The 18660-nt window shown below is 68.5% G+C and carries 19 protein-coding genes; 8 read left to right on the top strand and 11 right to left on the bottom strand.

The window, feature by feature from the left end; all coding sequences use genetic code 11:
* Positions 1–30: 30 nt before the first annotated feature.
* The gene (locus AMYNI_RS0141610) at positions 31–2151 is read right to left on the bottom strand and encodes a chitinase C-terminal domain-containing protein (RefSeq protein WP_020674074.1); all 2121 of its coding nucleotides are present in this window, start codon (positions 2149–2151) and stop codon (positions 31–33) included.
* Positions 2152–2319: 168 nt separating this feature from the next.
* Here AMYNI_RS0141610 and AMYNI_RS0141605 point away from each other — a divergent pair, with 168 nt between their 5' ends.
* Positions 2320–2664, top strand: a complete 345-nt coding sequence (locus AMYNI_RS0141605; protein WP_020674073.1) for an MmcQ/YjbR family DNA-binding protein — start codon at positions 2320–2322, stop codon at positions 2662–2664.
* Here AMYNI_RS0141605 and AMYNI_RS0141600 read toward each other — a convergent pair.
* A complete protein-coding gene (locus AMYNI_RS0141600; protein WP_020674072.1) occupies positions 2601–3098 on the bottom strand; it encodes a MerR family transcriptional regulator in 498 nt (165 codons plus the stop codon). The genes AMYNI_RS0141605 and AMYNI_RS0141600 overlap by 64 nt on opposite strands.
* A gap of 75 nt (positions 3099–3173) precedes the next feature.
* Here AMYNI_RS0141600 and AMYNI_RS0141595 point away from each other — a divergent pair, with 75 nt between their 5' ends.
* Positions 3174–4742, top strand: coding sequence for an FAD-dependent monooxygenase (locus AMYNI_RS0141595; protein WP_020674071.1), 1569 nt, complete (start codon positions 3174–3176; stop codon positions 4740–4742).
* Here the strand turns inward: AMYNI_RS0141595 and AMYNI_RS0141590 are convergent.
* The 6 genes from AMYNI_RS0141590 to AMYNI_RS0141565 form a co-directional block, all read right to left on the bottom strand.
* Complete coding sequence (locus AMYNI_RS0141590; RefSeq protein WP_020674070.1) at positions 4698–5282, bottom strand: hypothetical protein; 585 nt, start codon at positions 5280–5282, stop codon at positions 4698–4700. The two genes, AMYNI_RS0141595 and AMYNI_RS0141590, sit on opposite strands and share 45 nt — an antisense overlap.
* A gap of 25 nt (positions 5283–5307) precedes the next feature.
* A complete protein-coding gene (locus AMYNI_RS0141585) occupies positions 5308–6057 on the bottom strand; it encodes a methyltransferase (RefSeq protein ID WP_026361583.1) in 750 nt (249 codons plus the stop codon).
* 41 nt (positions 6058–6098) lie between these two features.
* Positions 6099–6272, bottom strand: coding sequence for a hypothetical protein (locus AMYNI_RS49490; protein WP_020674068.1), 174 nt, complete (start codon positions 6270–6272; stop codon positions 6099–6101).
* Positions 6273–6397: 125 nt separating this feature from the next.
* Entirely contained in the window at positions 6398–7009 is a 612-nt protein-coding gene (locus AMYNI_RS0141575) for a D-alanyl-D-alanine carboxypeptidase family protein (protein ID WP_020674067.1), read from the bottom strand.
* 51 nt (positions 7010–7060) lie between these two features.
* Positions 7061–7930 carry a class A beta-lactamase gene (gene bla, locus AMYNI_RS0141570; protein WP_051116641.1) on the bottom strand — a complete coding sequence of 290 codons (870 nt, stop codon included), beginning with the start codon at positions 7928–7930 and terminating at the stop codon, positions 7061–7063.
* 68 nt (positions 7931–7998) lie between these two features.
* Entirely contained in the window at positions 7999–9414 is a 1416-nt protein-coding gene (locus AMYNI_RS0141565) for an aminotransferase-like domain-containing protein (RefSeq protein ID WP_026361581.1), read from the bottom strand.
* A 37-nt stretch (positions 9415–9451) separates the two neighbouring features.
* Here AMYNI_RS0141565 and AMYNI_RS0141560 point away from each other — a divergent pair, with 37 nt between their 5' ends.
* Positions 9452–10357, top strand: a complete 906-nt coding sequence (locus AMYNI_RS0141560) for a DMT family transporter (RefSeq protein ID WP_020674064.1) — start codon at positions 9452–9454, stop codon at positions 10355–10357.
* Here the strand turns inward: AMYNI_RS0141560 and AMYNI_RS46775 are convergent.
* The 3 genes from AMYNI_RS46775 to AMYNI_RS46765 all read right to left on the bottom strand — a co-directional run bounded on the left by AMYNI_RS46775 (position 10350) and on the right by AMYNI_RS46765 (position 13020).
* A complete protein-coding gene (locus AMYNI_RS46775) occupies positions 10350–11462 on the bottom strand; it encodes an FAD-dependent oxidoreductase (protein WP_020674063.1) in 1113 nt (370 codons plus the stop codon). The two genes, AMYNI_RS0141560 and AMYNI_RS46775, sit on opposite strands and share 8 nt — an antisense overlap.
* Before the next feature lie 66 nt (positions 11463–11528).
* The gene (locus AMYNI_RS46770; protein WP_157357731.1) at positions 11529–12140 is read right to left on the bottom strand and encodes a CGNR zinc finger domain-containing protein; all 612 of its coding nucleotides are present in this window, start codon (positions 12138–12140) and stop codon (positions 11529–11531) included.
* Positions 12141–12168: 28 nt separating this feature from the next.
* A complete protein-coding gene (locus AMYNI_RS46765) occupies positions 12169–13020 on the bottom strand; it encodes a methyltransferase domain-containing protein (RefSeq protein ID WP_020674061.1) in 852 nt (283 codons plus the stop codon).
* 343 nt (positions 13021–13363) lie between these two features.
* Here AMYNI_RS46765 and AMYNI_RS0141540 point away from each other — a divergent pair, with 343 nt between their 5' ends.
* Genes AMYNI_RS0141540 through AMYNI_RS0141520 form a run of 5 tightly spaced genes read left to right on the top strand, consistent with a single transcriptional unit; the run spans position 13364 to position 18620 of the window.
* Positions 13364–14503: a hypothetical protein gene (locus tag AMYNI_RS0141540; protein WP_040406267.1), complete on the top strand. Its 1140-nt coding sequence runs from the start codon at positions 13364–13366 to the stop codon at positions 14501–14503.
* Positions 14504–14548: 45 nt separating this feature from the next.
* Positions 14549–15442: a dimethylarginine dimethylaminohydrolase family protein gene (locus tag AMYNI_RS0141535; RefSeq protein ID WP_157357729.1), complete on the top strand. Its 894-nt coding sequence runs from the start codon at positions 14549–14551 to the stop codon at positions 15440–15442.
* Entirely contained in the window at positions 15439–16593 is a 1155-nt protein-coding gene (locus tag AMYNI_RS0141530) for a type III PLP-dependent enzyme (protein ID WP_020674058.1), read from the top strand. The genes AMYNI_RS0141535 and AMYNI_RS0141530 overlap by 4 nt, the downstream gene beginning before the upstream one ends.
* The gene (locus tag AMYNI_RS0141525; protein ID WP_026361580.1) at positions 16590–18056 is read left to right on the top strand and encodes a saccharopine dehydrogenase NADP-binding domain-containing protein; all 1467 of its coding nucleotides are present in this window, start codon (positions 16590–16592) and stop codon (positions 18054–18056) included. Before AMYNI_RS0141530 ends, AMYNI_RS0141525 begins: the two co-directional genes overlap by 4 nt.
* A 57-nt stretch (positions 18057–18113) precedes the next feature.
* Positions 18114–18620 carry a MarR family winged helix-turn-helix transcriptional regulator gene (locus tag AMYNI_RS0141520; protein ID WP_020674056.1) on the top strand — a complete coding sequence of 169 codons (507 nt, stop codon included), beginning with the start codon at positions 18114–18116 and terminating at the stop codon, positions 18618–18620.
* Positions 18621–18660 lie beyond the last annotated feature (40 nt).

Here is an 18660-nt window from a genome sequence, read left to right as displayed (position 1 = left end):
GGGCGGGGCAGCAGTGTGTGGTGGGCAGACTCAGCCGCGTGGGCTGTCGTGCGAGATCGCGTAACTCTTGCCGCCGAAGGTGAACTTGAAGTTCGACGGGGTGGCGATCGGCAGGTAGTACCGCACGGTCACCTCCACCGTGCTGCCCGCCGGAATGGACTGCCAGCTCGGCAGCGTGAACGCGACGTGCTGGAAGTCGCCCTTCAGCCCGCCGATGTTCGGCCCGGTATGGCCCTTCTGCGTGACGCGCAGGCCCCAGCCGGACTGGTCGGCCATGCTGCCGGGGGCGCTGGTGCCGTAGTCGAACTCGACCTGCGCGCCACCAGGGATGGCCGTGGTGGAGCGGTTCGTGATCGCCAGCTTGGGGTTGATCGGGTAGTTGGCGTCACCCAGTGCGAACCCGCGTGCTTCGACGCCGACGTCGAGCACATCGGTCGGCATCGGCGTGTTCGACTTCGTGGCGCCGTAGGGGGCGGCGCCGGCGAACCGGCTGGTGATCTTGTCGACCAGGGTGCTGCCCATGCCGTACTGCTTGGTCACCGGGTCCAGCTTGTAGTCGCCGGCCAGCTCCCACAGCATGATGCCGCCGATGCCCTTGTCCGCGACGTACTTCGCCTTCGCGTCGATCGCCGCTTCGTCCTCTGAGGACAGATAGACCTTCTTCTGGTCGTTCCACAGCCAGGACGAGCCCAGCGTGCTGTCGTAGTTGCGGGCGTAGGTGCCGGTGAGCCGGTCGGCCGGGTCGTTCTTCGGGTCGAGGCCGTACGCCTCCAGGTAGTCGCCCTGCACGCCGGTTTCCAGGTTCTTGGCGTGCCACATCGGGTTCACCCCTGACGGCACCTCCGCGCCGCCCGCGGTGACGTCGTGCCAGAGGTTGTCGATGCCGATCGCGCCGTTGCCGCACGGGATCTTGGAACCGACGTGGCCACCGGTGCCCGGCGGGCACTGCGCCTGGTCCGGTAGTGGCGCGGTGCCCCACTGGCCCTGCGTCCCGCCGCTGACGCCCTGCCAGCCGCGGGTGTAGAACGGCACGCCGATGTTGATCCGGCCGGCCGGCATCGCCCCGCGGAAGTAGTGATAGGCCCAGTCCGTGTTGAGATGGCCTACACCTTCATATTGCGGGGTGGTGTAGACGTCCCAGAAGGCGAGCTCGGCGTCCTTGCCGTTGTCGTAGAGCGCGGCGTTCGGCCCGACGTACTGGTTCCACGCCCCGTGCAGGTCGTAGGTCATGATGTTGGCGTAGTCCAGGTACTGGGTCACCTGGTAGGTCTCCGCGCCACGCAGGATCCAGCCCGAAGCGGAGACGGCGGCGGTGAGCATGTAGTGCTTGCCGTCCGCGGCACTGGCCGCGTCCAGCTTCGCGCGCAACGTCTTCATCAGCGCGACGTAGTTCTTCATCAGGGTGGCGCGATTCGGATCCGAGATCCAGAAGTCGTCCGGGTTGCCGGCGTACTTCATCGAAGTCGCGTACTCGTAGTCGATGTCCGCTCCGTCGAACCCGTACTGGCGCAGGAAGTTCACCGTCGAGTCGGCGAAGGCGTCGATCGACTGCTGGCTCTGCGCGGTCTTGTAGAAGCCGCCGGACGCGTTGCGGGTGCCGTCCGGGTTGAGGATGCCGCCGGACTCCGCCCAGCCGCCGATCGAGATCAGCGTGCGCACTCCGGGGTTCTGCTTCTTGTACTTGTTCAGCAGGTTGAAATGTCCCTTGTAGGGATAGGCCGGGTCCATCTCGGCGCCGGGCACCCCGGGCCATTCCATGCCGGTGGCCGCGTTGCCCGGCCCGTCCGGGCCGACCGAAACCCGGTTGTCCGTGCCGATGTGCGCGAAGGCGTAGTTGATGTGGGTTACCTTCTGCCACGGGATGTCACTGGCCAGGTAGGCGGGCGTGCCGTCCTTGCCGGTGCGCCAGCCGGTGAAGTAGCCGATGGTCCGCCGGCTGCTGCCGTGCGCGATCTTTTCCCGGCCCGCCGCGTCGTAGACGGTGCAGTAGGGCACCGCCGTGCCCGCGGTCGGGGCGAGTCCGTCGGGCCGGCAGTTGTCCGCCTGTGCGCTCGGCGAACCCGGGGTTACGGCGACCAGCAGCGCGGTCAGCAGGGTGGTTACCGCGCCGGAAGTGAACAGGGATCTGGATCTCTTTGATTTCGGTGACACTACGAACCTCCAGAATTGAGGCGAGTTTCACAACCTACATTGGTCCAGTCCAATTCGTAACCAACCTTGGACGGCATAAGACGGACCGTCCGGCCCGCGTTATGCCGCCGAACGACTCAACCGCCCGGCACGGCGATAGACTGCGGCCTCTGACCTTGGGGAGCCGGGATGGGTGTGCGAAGTGCCGAGTTCGACCGCGTGCTGGACGCGCTGGCCGAGGTCGAGCGCGCGGAGCGTAGTGAGTACACGTCGTTCAGCGTGCGCGGTAAGCGATTCGGCTACTACTGGCCGCGAACCCAGACCGTCGGCCTGAAGCAGACGCTGACCGAACAGCAGGCGCTGGTGTCCGAACGGCCGGAGGTCTTCGAGGAGCAGTTCACCGCCGGCGGGTTCGGCTGGGTGGTCGTCCAGCTGGACGGGGTCGAGGCCGACGAACTCGCCGAGCTGGTCTACGAGGCATGGCGGCTGTCCGCTCCGGAGGAACTGGTCGCGGAGCTGCCACTGCCCTGGTAGTCGCGTTGATCCCGCTCGGCCATGGCCGTGTCGACGGCCTGGTCGAGTTCGGCGCGCAGGTAGGGGCAGTCCCGGATCGGATCGGCTCGCGGGCAGGTCAGCAGGTGTTCGAGCAACCGCTGGGCGGCGGTGAGTTCTTCGACCTGTCTTTTGATCGCGTCGACGGACGCGGTCAGGACATCGCGTCCGTCGGGTCGCTCAGCCGCGGCAGTGTCGTCGAGCAGTGCGGTGGTGTCGGCCAGGCTGACCAGGCCACCGTGGTGCAGCCGCCGGATCAGTGCCAGCCGGGCGAGTTCCGCACGGCCGTAGAACCGCACATTGCCCCGTCGCCCGGCCGGTGTCAGCAGCCCCAGTTCGTCGTAGTAGCGCAAAGTGGACACCCGTACGCCGAAGCGGCGCGCCACCTGGCTGATGGAGTAACGCTCATCGCTCATGGTTCCAGCTTGCGCTCAAGTGGGCTTGAGCGTGCACGGTGGTCTCCGACGTACTTCGGCGAACGTGGGGGTGTCATGACGGAAGAGCACGTGCCGGTGCTGGTGGTCGGGGCGGGGCCGGTGGGCCTGTCTACGGCGGTTTTCCTCGCGCGGTGGGGCGTGCCCGCGCTGGTCGTCGACAAGCGCGATCCGACGCTGGCTCCTCCCCGGGCGAGTGTCAGCCTGCGCACCCTGGAACTGTTCCGCGCGATGGGGCTGGGCCCGGCGCTCGACGAGGTGGGCTGGCGTGGCGGGCCGCCGATGCGGACGGTGTTCAAGGACAGCGCGCTGGGCACCCAGCTCCGGCACAGCGGGCTGCCGCCCGCGTATTCCCGGCGGCTGGAAACCTGCAGCCCGGCCGACGCCCGTCAGAACCTCACCCAGCGGGAGCTGCAGCAGGTGGCGCTGCGGCGGTTGTCCCGGGACGGCGGGACCGTGCGCTTCGGGACCCGGCTGCTCGACTTCACCGCCGACGAGGCCGGGGTGCGCGCCAGGGTGGCGGACACCGATACGGGTGCGGAACGGGAGATCACCGCGGACTACCTGATCGGCGCCGACGGTGCCGGCAGCGGGGTACGGCAGCGGCTGGGCATCACGGTGCCCGACCGTCGGGTGGTGGCCCGGCTGAACACGGCGTTCTTCCGCGCCGATCTCGGCGACACACTGGCCCAATGGGAAACCCATCTCTGCTTCGTGCGCAACGAAAAGGTCTACGCCACCCTCTTTTCGAAGAACGGCGGCGACCAATGGTCCTCGCACATCATGGACTACCCCGGCAAGCCGGACGAGCTGACCGACCTGTCCGCCGAGAAGGCCGTCGAACTCCTGCACGCGGCGATCGGGGACGACACGGTGCCGGTCGAACTGCACGCGGTCAACGCCTGGGAGGCCGCGCTGGGGATCGCGTCGGCGTTCCGGGTGGGCCGGGTGTTCCTGGCCGGTGACGCGGCCCACGTGCAGAGTTCCGCGGGCGGGCTCGGCATGAACACCGGGATCCAGGACGGGCACAACCTTGCCTGGAAGCTCGCCGCGGTGCTCAACGGACAGGCCGCGCCGTCGCTGCTGGACAGCTACGAAGCCGAGCGTCGTGCGGCGGCCCAGGCTTCCCTCACCCTGTCCCGCCGCATGTACGAGGGCTACCGGGATCAGCCTTCGGATCCGGACGACCTGTACGACGCGATCGCGGTCGACTACCTCCGGGGGATGATGTGCTACCAGTACCGTTCCGGCGCGGTGCTCGCCGATGCGGAGCCGGATCGCGAAGACGTACTCGACGACCACGCCGAGCCAGGCCGCCGTTTTCCGCACCACTGGGTGGAATCGGGCGTGTCCACCCTCGATCTGGCCGGCTCGGACTGGACCGTCTTCACCGGCCTACCGGGTACGCCGTGGCTTTCCGCCGCGGGCACCGTCGGCGCCGAGTTCGGTGTTCGGGTGCGAGCGCACCGTCTCACGGAGGATTCCGGGCTCGCACCGGATGGTGCGGTACTGGTCCGCCCGGACGGTTTCGTCGGCTGGCGCACGGCGAACCTCGACGCCGACCCGGAGCGTGCGCTTCGCTCAGTGTTCGGCCGGATCCTCGGCCGGACGGCCCGGCGAGCCTGACGCCACCCGCCGCCGGATACCGCGCAGCCAGATGTGCCGGATGAAGCCGCTGCCAGCCCGGATGACGAACCAGTAGACGCCGAACAGCTTGCGGGTCCGCGCGTCGGTGGCCCGGACCCGCGTCTCGGTGGTGAGGACGCCGTCGGCGAAGCGGAAGTCGAAACCGAGCAGGATGTGCCGTGGCCGGTCGAACGCGCGGAAGGCGCCCACCGGATCGCTGCCCAGCGCAACCACCGCTTCACCGCGCGAAACGCGTTCGATCCCGCCGATCACCAGTTCGCTGTCGGAGTGGTGCAGCACCTCGAACCCGTTTCCCAGGAACAGGTCCAGCACCGCCGCGTCGGCCGGGAACTTCACCCGCCCCAGCGAGACGGCCGCCATGATCCGGCGGAAGGTCGGCACCTCACCCCAGGTCAGGTCCCTGGCGGCCTGGATGACCGCGGGCGCGGGGGCGTCCACCGCCAGCCGGTGCCGTTCGCGGCGGTGCCACTCCGGCAGCACGTCGTCCAATACCGTCCGCGTGTTCTCCTGGCCGGCCATGAGCCGATGGTACTGCTTTTCCGGGTCAGCCCGGCGGTGCTGACGGGGTCATCCGGAACGTGAAGTAGCGGACCGGCCAGCCGTCGTTGTCCTGCTGGTGCCTGGCGACGACCTCCCGCCGGAAGCCCGCCTCGTCGGCGAGGTGCTTCAGGTAGGCCAGATCGCCCGACGTGCCGAAGAAGATCAGCATCCGGCCGGCCGGGGTTAAATGCCGCCTCGCGGTGCGGAAGAACTCGGTCATCGCACGGTAGTTCTCGTCGGTGGTGGCGGTTTCGGTCCGGTCCCGAGGGGCGAACCAGCGGAAGGGCGGGTCGAAGACGATCAGGTCGAACTCGCCGCCGACCGCGCTGAACACGTCGCTGTGGCGGACCTCGACCCGGTCCGCCACCCCGTTGCGTTCGACGTTGCGCCGCGCCGCCTCGACGGCATCGGGATTGAGATCGACGGCAAGGACGTCGGTGGCCCGCGAGGCCGCCAGGATGGCGTTGACCCCGCTTCCGGTGCCCATGTCGAGCACGCGGTCGTGCTCGCGGACCTCGGCCAGCACCGCCCCGCCGAGGAGGTGGGACACTGGCGTGATCGGCATGACCTCCGGCGGAATCACCAGCTTCCGGCCGAGATAGTCGATCGTCTGGCCGCCGCCGGTTGCGGTTTTCCGTGCGCGGTAAGCCTTCTCGTGCCACTGGCGGATACGCTCGGCCTGCTCGTCGGTGACCATGGGGGCATAGCCGGCAGCACCGGCTGGGGGAGTGGGTCGTCGGTTCGTCCCGGCCATGCCGCCACCCTATTCGGCCGTTCGACGCGGTCGCCGGCGCATCAGCGGAACCGGTACCTGGTGAGGGTGAAGTTGCCGCCTTGGTCGGAACCGCCGGTGTAGACGGCCGGTAGCGATCCGGAAATGAAGAGCAGGCTGGCATGGCGCGCGGTCGGCATCCAGTCGAAGTACCACCACGTCGAATTGCCGCCACCCCCGTATTTCGTGTCGATCACCCGCGCTCGATATTCGTTGAGCATGTAGCGGAGGAGCGGCGAACATCGAAATGGCAAAGACGAGCGAGGTGCTGGCGATGTACGTTAAAGTAATTCATTCGATTAACGGCCGGTATTCCGCCGATTCAGCTTCCGGTGGCGCTGGGCAGCAACGCCGGGCAGCCGGCGGTCGCGTAGCCGGGGTCGTACTCGAAGTGCCATTCCTCGTTCTGATAACGGCGGCACCAGCCGAGCGCCTGCCCGTTGCGTTCCACCCAGGCCGCCGAGGCGAGCGGCTGCACGTCCACCGCGATTCCCTTGACGTGCATGGACTTCTCCGGCGGCAGGACGTACTTCGCGGCCAGTTCCGCGGTGCCGAACCGGCGCACGGCGTCGGTGAACTCCCGCTGCTGCTGGCCGAGGCTCCGCTTGCTGTCCTGCACGCACAACCGGACCCCCTGTTGCCCCGCCGCGGTCCGCAGCCGATGCCAGGCGTCCAGCACGTCCGGGCGCAGGCCCTCGGGTGGCTCGTCCACATACCGCTTGTCGAGCGGGCAGGCCGGCCCGGTCTCCGGCCCCGGAACTTCGTCGAGAATCGCCGCCGCCTGCCCGGCGGCGCGTTCGTAGGCGAAGGTCGCCCTGCCGGTCGCGCCCAGCAATCCCAGGACGACCACCGCGAGCACCAGTGCGAGTAACACGCCGATCACCGTGCGTCTGTTTCCGGCGATCATGGTGGTCACCGGATCGAAACTACTCACCGGAACACGATCGCCCCACCGTCGGTGACCGCGGTCACAGGCGGCCGATCGTCACGCGAGAGCGGTCACCACGTAGGCGGCGGCTTCGGCGATGAGGGTCTGGTCGTATTCGGCGTCCTTGGCGGCCTTGCTGGACATGATCGCGATGACCAGTGGTGCGGCGTTCGGCGGCCACACCACGGCGATGTCGTTGGCCGTGCCGTAGTCGCCGGTCCCGGTCTTGTCCGCCACGGTCCATTCTCGCGGCACGCCGGCCCGGATGCGCTGGGCGCCGGTGGTGTTGCGTTCCAGCAGGTCGCGGAGGAAGGCCCGCTGCTCGGCGGGTAGCGCGTCCGCCAGCACGATTTCGCGGTACGTGCTGCCGAGCGCCCGTGGAGAGCTGGTGTCGCGGGGGTCGCCCGGGGTGGCTTCGGTGATCGCCGGCTCGATCCGGTCCATCCTGGTGACCGCGTCGCCGAGGCCGCGCACGTACGTGGTGAGTTCGGCCGGCCCGCCGAGGTCGCGGAGCAGGAGGTTGCCCGCCGTGCCGTCGCTGTAGCGGACCGCGGCGTCGCACAGCTGACGGATCGTCATCCCGGTGGCCACGTGCTGCCTGGTGATGACGGCGGACTTCAGCAGATCGTCTTCGGTGTAGGTGACGACCGTGTCCAGATGCGACGGTGGGTTGCGCCGCAGCACCGCGGCCGCCGCCAGTCCCTTGAACGTCGAGCAGAACGCGAATCGTTCGTCCGCCCGGTAGGCGAGAGCCGCGCCGGTGCCGGTGGCCAAGGCGTAGACGCCAAGGCGTGCGCCGAACTTTCGCTCCAACTCGACCAGCTGATCGTGGTGCTCGTTCGGCACAGGGGCAGGCGGGGCGGCGGTGGGAGGGGAAGCGGGAGCTTCGCCCTTCGCGCAGCCGGCCAGCGGCAGCAGCGCCGTCATCCCGAGCAGGGTGCGGCGAGAGACGCCACGGGTCGAGCTGTACCGCACGTTCGTTCCTCCGATTGGTGTCAGGACTGGTTGTCCTTCGCGAGTGCCTTGCCGATCACGCGGGCTCCCTCCGGAAAGGACCCGGGATCGGGGCCCGCGTAGACGAGCCGGACGAACTGCCCGGTCGGCTCCGCCGGAAACCACTCGTCCCCCGCGCCGATGATGACGCCGGCCGACTTGCACTCCCGCACGACCCGGCCGAGGTCCGTGGCGTCCGGCAGCCGAACCCAGAGATTCAGCCCGCCCCGCGGCACGGCTTCGGGCTGCGCGCCGGGTGCGTGCTCGCGGAGGCTCGCGAGGAGCAGGTCCCGGCGGACCTTGAGCTGGTGGCGGAGCCGGCGCAGGTGGGTTCCCCAGGCAGGCTGGCTGACCACGTCGAGCGCGACCGCTTGCAGGACACCGCTGACGTACATGGACTCCGCCTGCGCGTCCGCGAGGATCCGTTCGCGCGCCGGGCCGCGGACGATCAGGCCGGCGACCCGGACGGCGGGCGAGACGCTTTTGCTCAGCGAGCGGAGGTAGACCACGTGCCCGCCGTCGTCCTGAGCGGCCACCGGGCGCGGGTCCGCGGTCATGCCGAAGTCGTGCGCCGAGTCGTCTTCGATCAGGAACGCGCCGTGCCGCCGGACCGTGTCCAGGACCCGCTCGGCCAGCTCCGGCGTCCACAGCGCCCCGGTCGGGCCGGCGAAGCTCGGCTGGGCGTAGAAGGCACGCGCCCCGGACTGCTCGAACGCGCGCGCCAGCGCGTCGGGGTCGGGACCGTCGAACCCGCTGGGCACCGGGATGACCTGCACGCCGACCTGTGCCGCGGCCAGAATCGCACCCCAGTAGGTCGGCGACTCCATCAGCAGCGGCCGGCCGGCCCCGACGAGAGCGCGGAAAGCGGTGCTCAGCCCGCACTGGCTGCCCGGGATGATCACCACGTCACGGGCGGCGGTCGGGGTGACTCCGGCGGGGGTAGCCGACGCCAGTTCCGCCGCGAACCAGGACTGCAGCTCCGGCAGCCCCGCCGGCGGGGGCCTGCCCATCAGCGCCCCGGTGCGAGCCGCCCTGCCGAATGCCGCGCGGACAAGGCGTTCCGGCAGCAGCTCCCGGTCGGGATACCCCGAGTGCAGCGCGATCACGTCGTTCGGGACGGGCTGCAAGGCCGCCGGCAGCCGCGGAATCCGATGGTTCGACGCGCCGAGCGCCGCCGTCTGCCAGCCGTAGTCGTGCGGGCGGGCGACCCGGACCGCGCGCACGAACGTGCCCACCCCTGGCCGGCTCTCCACCATGCCCTGCGCGGTCAACGTCCGCAGCGCCTTCTGCACGGTGACCGGGCTCGCCTCGTACCGGGCCACCAGCGCCCGCGTCGATGGGAGTCGCGCACCCGGTGGAGCGCCCGCGATCCACTCGCGAAGCCCCGCCACAATCCGCGAGCTGCTATCGTCAAACATGTCGGAACATAGTAGCGCTACTATCCCCAAGCCGCCAGTGCTATCCCACTCCCGTGCCGGTCTCTGGTGGGGGCTGCTCGGGGTCGCGGCGTTCTCCTTCACCGTCCCGTTCACCCGCGTCGCCGTCGAAAGCGGTGGGATGTCACCGCTTTTCATCGGCTCCGGCCGTGCGGTCGTCGCCGCGCTGCTCGCGGCCGCGGCACTGGTGATCACCAAGCAGCGGCTGCCCCACGGCGTCCAGTGGGGCCGGTTGGCGATCGTCGCCGGTGGCGTGGTGGTGGGCTTCCCAGTGCTGACGTCCTTCGCCCTCACCACCGCGCCGGCCAGCCACGGTGCCGTGGTGATCGCCCTGCTGCCCGCCGCGACCGCGGTGACAGCCGTGCTCCGCGGGCACGAGCGACCGCCGAGGTCGTTCTGGGTCATGGCGGCCGTGGGCGCGGTCGCCGCCGTGGGGTTCGCCGCGTTGCAGGGCGGCGGGCTCAGCGGACTGCACTGGTCCGACCTGCTGCTGTTCGGCGCCGTGCTCGCGGCCGCGATCGGCTACGCGGAAGGCGGGCTGCTGGCCCGCGAACTCGGTGCCTGGCAGACGGTGTCCTGGGCGCTCGTGCTCGCCGCACCGCTGATGATGGTGCTCACCGGTGTTTCGATGGTCCGGCAGCCGCCGAGCGGCACCCCGGTCGAGTGGGCCGCGTTCGGCTACCTGGCCGTGGTGAGCATGTTCCTCGGATTCTTCGCCTGGTACCGCGGACTGGCGATCGGACCGATGGTGCGGGTCAGCCAGGTCCAGCTCTTCCAGCCCGTGCTTGGCATCTGTTGGGCGGCGCTGTTCCTGCGCGAACGGCTTGACTGGCCGACGATCCTCGGCGGCGTCGCGGTGATCGTCTGCGCCGGAATCGCCGTCCGCGCGAGGTTCGGGCAGCACTCGGGCGAGCACACTAGGTGATCTTGCTGTCCCATTCGATGTGGTGGCGGTAGCTCCACTCGGGACCTTCGGTCGCGGTGCGGCGGCCGGTGGCCAGCGCGATGATCGTCTCGACCCGCTCGCGGCGTTCCCGCTCGAACCGGTCCAGTGCGCGGGGCAGGTCGAGGTCGCGCAGGCACTGGCCAAGCACCGCGGCGTCCTCGATGGCCATCGAGGCACCCTGCTCGGTCGCCGGCGGCGCGGTGTGCGCGGCGTCGCCGATCAGCACGAGCCGGTCGGTGTGCCAGCGGGGGAGGTGCGCGAGCGCCTTGTCGTCCGCGGCCCGGATCCGGGTGGCCGCGGAGATGATGGCCGCCGGGGCGTCGCCATCGCTCCAGTGCTGGAGCAGCTCGGTGCGCCAGTCGTCGGTGCTGGGACCGGGATCGGGCAGCGGTTCGGCGGTCTTGACGTTGGTGAACCACCAGATCTCACCGGTGTCCGGGTCGTCGAGGTGGGCCAGCCAGTGCGCCGGGCCGAGGTAGCTCCGCAGCTGGGCCGGCGCGGGGAGGGCGCCCGCGACCGGGCCGGGGGTGTACCCGTAGACGGTGTGGGAGCCGCGATACTCCGGTTCTGGCGCGGCCGGGTCGACCACGCCGCGGAGGGTGGACCGGGTGCCGTCGGCGCCGATCAGCAGGTCGCCTTCGAGGTGGCCGCCGTCCGCGAGCAGTGCCCGCACGCCGTCGCCGGTGACCTCGGCGCCGGTGACGCGAGCACCGTGGCGGACGGTGGCTCCCCTGCGGACGGCTTCGTCGCGCAGGGCACCGGACAGGTTGGCCCAGGTGGTGAACCGGGCGACGAGGCCGCGATCGGGCAACGGGTCGGTGAGCGCGCGCTGCAGCAGGACCTCGCCGTCCAGCGACCGCCGCTCGAGCTGGCGCACCGGGAACGAGGTGGCGGTCACCGGTTCGAGCACACCGAGTGCGGCCAGTGCGTCGAGGCCGTTGGGGTTGAGCCGCAGGAACGAGCCCGTGCCTTCGCCGGCTGGGCGCTGTTCGAGCACGGTGACCGCGATCCCGGCCCGCGACAGTGCGAGCGCCGCGGCGTGGCCGGCGATACCGCCGCCCGCCACGATGGCGTGCTGAATCATCAATCCTCCGCATGGCGCGACGGGCCTGTTCCCCTTTTACTGTATATCGCATTGTCGGCGAGCAATTCACTGGGGGCTATTTCCGCGGACCGGTTTTCCGTATTTGTCGTGGTAGCTTTCTTTGCCTGGCGAGCGGCGGCTGCGCCAGGTCTTCTGCTTGGACTGATTGCCGCAGGTCTGCATCGAACACCAGCGACCCGACCGGCTGCGGGAGTGATCATAGAAGGCTTGCTGGCACGTGTCGTTCACGCACACCTTGAGCCTGCTCCACTCCTTGGTCGCCATCGCACGGACCACCTCGGAGACGATGCTGCCCAAGGCGGCCGCGATCCCGGTTGCGTGGGGTGTCAGCGACCAGCCGCCGTCCTCGTCGAGTTCGACCGTTAGCTGCGCGTGTTCAGCGGCGGCGTTGATCACCTTTCTTGCGTGCGGCGGCGTCGGTGCACCGTTGTGGTTGGCTGCTATTGCTTTCCGCAATGACTCCTGCAGCCGCACGGCGGACTCCAAGTCCTCTGCCGAAGCCGATGCCGTGCCTGGCAGCAGTGACTCGTGACGCAGCCAGTCAGTCAGTGCCTGCGGTGACGCTCGCCGGCCGGTGCCGGCTTCGAAGTCGCGGGTGTTCACGAACCGGCGCACTAGCTCAAGCGAGCCGGGAGCGGACGGCGCGTGCGCAGTCACACCGTCAGGCTCCACTCCTTGATCGGTGTCATGGTCGGTTCTGCGGTGGGCGCGGACTGGTGGGCTTGCGGGCGGTGAAGAACAAATATTCGGGTCCGCCGTGGGTGATGACGTCGTCGAAAAGGCCGATGAAGTCCGACAGTTCCTGCTCGCCGTATTGGTTCGTCAGGTTCTCGAGGTCGGCTTCGGTTCGCTCCCACCACATTTTGACGGACTTCTCGACGTGGCTGCTGGCGTCGAGGAGTTCGAGGGGCTCCAAGCCGGCGCGGCGGAGCATCGGCGGGAAATCGTCGAACAGGTGGAACGAGCTGAGCGTATCAAGATCGCGGTATCGGTCGAGCACCTGTTGGCGCGCGGGGGTGACGGGGGCGTTGAGGCAGAAGTCGGCGGCGGTGAAGACGCCACCGGGGCGAAGGACGCGGGCGACTTCACGCAAGGCCGGGTCGCGGTCCATGTGGATCAACGATTCGATGGCGATGGCCGCGTCGAATGACTCGTCGGGGAACGGCAACCCCAGTGCGTCGGCCTGCTCGAAGCTGACCTGTTCGGCCATGTTCTCAGCGCTTGCGCTGGCGGTGGCTTGCTCGATCTGCGTGGCGACGTTCGAGATACCGACCACCTGCGCCCCCGTTGTGCGGGCGAGTCGGATCGCCGGTCCGCCGATACCACAGCCGACGTCGAGCACCCGGTCCCGCGCGCCCGCCCCGACCCGGTTGATGATCTGGTCGGTCAGATTTTCCAGCGCTTGCTCGTAGGTCGTGCCGTCGTCGGGAGACGGCCAGTAGCCGTGGTGGAAGTTCGGTCCATACAGGCTTACATACAAGGCTTCGGCCTGCTCGTAGTAAGCCTGAGCTTTCTGCGAGGTGGTTTCGGCGATCATGGTGAAGCTCCTCCGCATCCTGCTTGAAATCGGCTAAAGACGATGCCTCCAGCATGCCGGACCATGTCAAGTGTCTTGGCCACGGAGAGCGAGCGCTCACCCCTTGTTACCTGAGTTTTCCTTGCTATGGCACCGAATTCGCCTTGGGCGCATCGTTTCCGATACCGGCCTGTTCACCGACGGTACGCCACTCTACTGGCGGTATTGCTGAGAAATTGCCTGCCGTATCAACGTCAGCGGGTGACGTATTTCTCACTATGGTGTCCGTTGGGTGATGTATTCCCCTGATGCAGGGCTCGGGTCTGCCGATGGAGCACCGAGGCGACGAGAGGATGGATTCACCATGACAAGTCTGATGGCAACGTTGGCCGGCGAACGAGAAGCGCCGGTGGCCACAAGGTCCTTACGAGAGGTGATCGCTCAGCTGCCGCAAATGAGCCCGGATGTCGATCTCGGCGACGACATCTCGCTGGCGAACGAGACGCTGCTGGCGCCCGATGTGTCCGAAATGGACAAACGTGCCGCGCTGTTCAAGTGGCTCAGTCAGAAGCAACCGTGCCTGTTCGGGCGCCTGGCGATGCAGGGATCCGACGGACCCAAGGGACTCGGCGCCAACGTGTGCTGGATCGGCGAAGACGACCTTGACGCGGGACGGGATCACGTCGCGGCGAAGATCCAGCAAGAGCGCCGCGAGTGGAAAGACCGCGCCGAACGCGGCGAGAGCAGCGGATTCCTGATCATGGTCAACAGTCGGCACCTGACCTACGCCCGCCCAGGAAGGGAACTGGTCGACGTATGCGTTGAGCTGTCGAATCTCTACCTGGTCGAACACGCGCCCATCGAGCAGGACGTGATCTACACCGAAGCGGTCCCGTTGCGCCGTTCCGACGGGGTGCTGACCGTGTTCAAGGCCGGCTGCAACATCTTCTACTCCGGCGCTCACCGCACGGTCAACCACGATCGGCGCCTGCCCGGTGGGCTGATGTTCTCGATGAACTCACCGGGTCACTACGCCAACTCGCTGACCAAACGGGGGCTGCACGACTCGCTCGAGGCCGCGACCGACTTCGTCCGCGAGACGGCGTTCCGGTCGATCGGCAACGGCGGCATCGGGTGCCCGCACGTGCCCAGCGCGAGTTGGCACAACGAGCGCGTCGACGGCCACCGCGAGGTGCCTGAACGCAAGCGACCGCACTACATTCCGGACAACTTCGACCCGACCCGCTACTCCGCCGTCTATCACACCGACGTCCTCGTGCCCACCGACGTCACCAGTGATCCGCGGACGGTGCACGAATCCTTCGACGAGGTCGATGCGGAGGTCTGGCCGTATCTGATCCTCGACTACATCTCCACCGAAGAGTTCCCGCCCGACCACGTCAACTATGGATTGTTCCACGGACATCCCATCGAGGAGTGTGCCCGGTATCACAACCCGTGGCCCCCGCGCGTGGCACACAACAAGGAGCTCTTCGAGTACTGAGCGAACGACGCCGATTACGTCGAATCAACAGGAAAGGATGACGCAGTGACACCGACGACGGCTAAGGCGCCTGAGGACGTAACAGAAGGTGATCCCGAGTGGGGCCGCAGAGTTCTGATGTGCTCGCCCGAGCACTTCGATGTCACCTATTCCATCAACGTCTGGATGGACCCGGACGTGATGGTGGATTTCGATCGGGCATGGCGGCAGTGGGACGACCTGGTGTGCACGCTGAAGGCGGCCGACACCGAGGTTGAGACCGTGCCGGCCGCACAGGGGTTGCCGGACATGGTTTTCACGGCCAACTCCGGCATCGTTGACGGCGCCACGGTTACCCCGGCCCGGATGAGAGCGCCCGAACGCGCCCCCGAGGTCGAGCACGTCTGCAGTCGGTTCGAGGAACTGGGCTGGACGATCGAGCAGCCGCCCGCCGCGCCGCAGGAGGGTGCGGGTGACGCAGTGGCATTCGCCGGCGGGCTCGTGGCCGGCTACGGTCCCCGGTCCTCCGCGTCGGCGTATGCCGGCCTGCGGGCGCGCCACGGCTGGGCGGTGACCGCGCTCGAGCTCACCGATCCCCGCTACTACCACGTCGATTTGGGGTTCTGCCCGCTCGACGATCGGGCGGCGATGGTGGTGCCGGAGGCCTTCACGGCCGCCGGTCGCGCCGCGCTGGCTGAGCTCGTCGAGGACCCGGTGGTTCTGACGCCGGAGGAAGGAGCGGCGTTCTGCGCGAACGCCGTGGTGGCCGGGCGCACCGTGGTGATGCCGCACTGCACACCGCGGCTGGGTCGCGAACTCGAGCGCCGCGGCTTCGATCCGGCAGTGTGCGATGTCTCCGAGTTCGGCAAGGCCGGCGGCGGCTGCCGCTGCCTAACCTTGGCCCTCAACGTGGAACTGGACCGTGCGGCGGCACCCTTCACCGCGGGGGTGGTTGGATGACGGTCGCCGCGTCCAGCCCTCGCATCGCGCGGTGGCTCCACGACCACGACCCACCCACCCCCTGCCTGGTGCTCGACCTCGACGTGGTGACTCGGCGCTACCACGAACAACAGGCCGCGCTGCCGTACGCGACCCCGTACTACGCGGTCAAGGCGAGCCCGGAACCCGCAGTGATCGCCCTGCTCGTGAAACTGGGAGCCTGCTTCGACGTCGCGAGCCGGGCCGAGATCGACCTGTGTCTGGCCAATGGAGCCGATGCCGGCTCGCTGTCCTACGGCAACACCATCAAGAAGAGCGCGGATATCGCCTACGCCCACCAGCTGGGGGTGTCGACGTTCGTGTTCGACAACGTGCGCGAGCTCGACAAGATCGTCGACGCGGCACCTGGGGCGGCGGTGTACTGCCGGTTGCTCAGCGAGAGCGCCGGGGCGCGGTGGCGCCTCGGCGACAACTTCGGTTGTTCGCTCGAATACGCCGTGGAGCTGATGACACGAGCGGCGCAGCGGGGCCTGAGTCCCTACGGATTGTCCTTCCACGTTGGCTCCCAGCAGCTCGAGCCAACGCGGTGGGAGCCCAACATCGCCGCCGCGTCCGAGGCATTCGCGAAGCTGCGAGCCAACGACGTGGAGCTCGAAATGCTCAACCTCGGTGGTGGCTTTCCGGCCCGCTACGCCGAGCCGGTCCGCCCGATCATCCATTTCGGGAAGGCGATCGAGCAGGCGCTCGACCGGTGGTTCCCCGGTGCGCAGCGTCCACGGATCGTGACCGAGCCCGGTCGTTCGATCAGTGCCGAGGCTGGGGTGCTGCGCACCCAGGTGGTTTCGGTGCGCGAGCCGTTCGAAGGAGCCGACCGCTGGGTCTACTTGGACGCGGGTCGTTTCGGCGGGCTCGCCGAGACCGAGGGTGAGGCGATCCAGTACCGGGTCGAGACCGAGCGCGGCGGGCCGACGCAGCCAGTGATCATGGCCGGACCGACCTGCGACAGCATCGATGTGATCTACCGCGACGCCGCATACGCGTTGCCCAAAGAGCTCGAGATCGGTGACCGGGTCGACTTCCTCAGCGCCGGTGCCTACACCGCGAGCTACTCCTCGATCGGGTTCAACGGTTTTCCGCCGTTGCTAACGCATTGCATCGGAGGCGGATCATGACTGAACACGCACGCCTTTCCGTCCCTGGACGAGTGCTGGTCCTTGGCTGTGGTTCGGTGTCCCAGTGCCTGCAGCCGTTGCTGCTCGCCCACCTGGACCTGCCCTACGACCGGCTGACCGTGCTGGACATGACCGACCGGCGCCCGGAGATCCCGGACACGCTCGCAGCCGGGTGCCGGTTCGTTCAGCGGCGGCTGACCCCCGAGAACCTCGCCGAGACCCTCGCCCAGCAGGTCGGTCCTGGCGACCTGCTGGTGAACCTGACCTGGAACATCGGGACCGAAGACATCATCGGATGGTGCCACCACAACGGCGTGCTCTACGTCGACACCTCGGTCGAGCAGTGGGATCCATACGCGGACATGAACGCCCGGCACCCGACCGACAAGACCCTCTACGCCCGCCACCACGCGCTGCGGCGCCTGAGCCAGGATTGGGGTAGCCGCGGCCCGACCGCGATCATCGAGCACGGTGCCAACCCGGGTCTGGTGAGCCACTGGACCAAGGTCGGGCTCGAGGATGTCGCCACGGCCATGCTCAAGGACGGCGTCGAGGACCCGCAACGACGGGCCCGGATCGAGCGGGCGTTGGACGAGGCCGACCACGCGCGGATGGCGATGGAGACCGGAACCCGAGCCATCCACATCTCCGAGCGCGACACCCAGATCGGATCGGTGCCCAAAGAGCCCGAGGAGTTCGTCAACACCTGGTCGGTCGAAGGCTTCTATGAGGAAGGTGTCGCTCCTGCCGAACTCGGGTGGGGCACTCACGAGCGTGAGTTGCCGCCGGCGGCGGTAGTCCCGGAGTGCGGCACCGGCAACCAGATCTGCCTGGCCCGTCCGGGGATGGCTACCTGGGTGCGCTCGTGGGTGCCCTCGTCGGGACCGATACAAGGGTTGTTGATCCGGCACGGCGAGGCCGTGACGATCAGCGACCATCTCACCGTTGCCGGTGACGACGGAAAAGTCGTCTACCGTCCGACGGTGCACTACGCCTACCTGCCCAGTGACGCGGCGCTGGCCTCGGTGCATGAGTGCAAGATGCGGGGGTTCCGGCTCCAAGAACGCCAGCGGATCATGACCGACGAGATCCTCACCGGCGCCGACGAACTCGGCGTGCTGCTGCTCGGCCATGACCTCGGCGCTTGGTGGACCGGCTCGCAACTGACCATCGAGGAGACCCGCGAGTTGGTCAGCGGGCAGAACGCCACCACCCTGCAGGTCGCGGCCTCGGTACTGGCGGCGGTGTTCGCCGCCGTGCGCCACCCGCAGCGGGGACTGTGCAGGCCCGACGACCTCGACCACCACGAGATCCTCGCGATTGCCGCACCTTATCTCGGACCCACCCCCTCGGTGCGCAGCGACTGGACCCCCCAGGCGACAGGGCCGGGCCCGTTCGACGACTACCTCGGAGTGACCCCGCCCGACGACCCCTGGCAGTTCTCCAACGTCCTCGTGTCGTGACCTCCGCCGTCCCGCTAGTCAAATTGACTGACTGCGTCAGTCATATATACTGAGGCCATGGATGACCGGACCGCGAACCTCGTCGCTGCGCTCGTCGTGGCGCTGTCCGACGAACTCGAGTCGGGCAGCAATCAGGTCGCGGGCCAGTCGGCGGTCGGCGCGGCCGCGCTCGCGACACTGCTGTCGGCGCCGGGAGCCCGGGTCGAGGCCCTCAGCCGGGTTCTCGGGCTCACCGGCTCCGGCACGGTGCGCCTTGTCGACCGGCTTGTCGCGGCGGAACTGGTCGAACGGCGCCGTGACACCTCCGATCAACGTGGTGTCTTGCTCTGGTTGACCGATCAGGGCCGCACCGCGGCCACGGACGTCGTGACGCGGCGCCGTGAGGTGGTGGCCAGGGTCCTCGCCCCGCTGAGCGGCGCCCAACGCGCCGTCGTGGCCGAGGCCGTGGAGCCGGTGCTCGCTCAGCTGGTCAAGGACCGGTCCCGCGCGGATCGCGTGTGCCGGTTCTGCGACTACTCCGTGTGCCCCCCGGCCGACTGCCCCGTCGAAAGATCAGTGCCATGAACGGTTCCGCCGCCGGCCGCTGATCGAGAGAGGAGCAGAT

Origin of the sequence: Amycolatopsis nigrescens CSC17Ta-90 (assembly GCF_000384315.1) — a bacterium.
GTDB classification, from domain to species: Bacteria; Actinomycetota; Actinomycetes; order Mycobacteriales; family Pseudonocardiaceae; genus Amycolatopsis; species Amycolatopsis nigrescens.
This window is presented reverse-complemented; position numbering and strand designations above follow the sequence as displayed.

What these genes read in the sequence shown, in the direction of transcription:
- AMYNI_RS46765 (WP_020674061.1), bottom strand. Translation starts at nt 13,020, where the DNA reads ATGATCGCCGAAACCACCTCGCAGAAAGCTCAGGCTTACTACGAGCAG.
- bla (WP_051116641.1), bottom strand. Translation starts at nt 7,930, where the DNA reads ATGACGGCGCTGCTGCCGCTGGCCGGCTGCGCGAAGGGCGAAGCTCCC.
- AMYNI_RS0141520 (WP_020674056.1), top strand. Translation starts at nt 18,114, where the DNA reads ATGGATGACCGGACCGCGAACCTCGTCGCTGCGCTCGTCGTGGCGCTG.
- AMYNI_RS0141565 (WP_026361581.1), bottom strand. Translation starts at nt 9,414, where the DNA reads ATGTTTGACGATAGCAGCTCGCGGATTGTGGCGGGGCTTCGCGAGTGG.
- AMYNI_RS46775 (WP_020674063.1), bottom strand. Translation starts at nt 11,462, where the DNA reads ATGATTCAGCACGCCATCGTGGCGGGCGGCGGTATCGCCGGCCACGCC.
- AMYNI_RS0141530 (WP_020674058.1), top strand. Translation starts at nt 15,439, where the DNA reads ATGACGGTCGCCGCGTCCAGCCCTCGCATCGCGCGGTGGCTCCACGAC.
- AMYNI_RS0141605 (WP_020674073.1), top strand. Translation starts at nt 2,320, where the DNA reads ATGGGTGTGCGAAGTGCCGAGTTCGACCGCGTGCTGGACGCGCTGGCC.
- AMYNI_RS0141590 (WP_020674070.1), bottom strand. Translation starts at nt 5,282, where the DNA reads ATGGCCGGCCAGGAGAACACGCGGACGGTATTGGACGACGTGCTGCCG.
- AMYNI_RS0141585 (WP_026361583.1), bottom strand. Translation starts at nt 6,057, where the DNA reads ATGGCCGGGACGAACCGACGACCCACTCCCCCAGCCGGTGCTGCCGGC.
- AMYNI_RS0141525 (WP_026361580.1), top strand. Translation starts at nt 16,590, where the DNA reads ATGACTGAACACGCACGCCTTTCCGTCCCTGGACGAGTGCTGGTCCTT.
- AMYNI_RS0141595 (WP_020674071.1), top strand. Translation starts at nt 3,174, where the DNA reads ATGACGGAAGAGCACGTGCCGGTGCTGGTGGTCGGGGCGGGGCCGGTG.
- AMYNI_RS0141540 (WP_040406267.1), top strand. Translation starts at nt 13,364, where the DNA reads ATGACAAGTCTGATGGCAACGTTGGCCGGCGAACGAGAAGCGCCGGTG.
- AMYNI_RS0141600 (WP_020674072.1), bottom strand. Translation starts at nt 3,098, where the DNA reads ATGAGCGATGAGCGTTACTCCATCAGCCAGGTGGCGCGCCGCTTCGGC.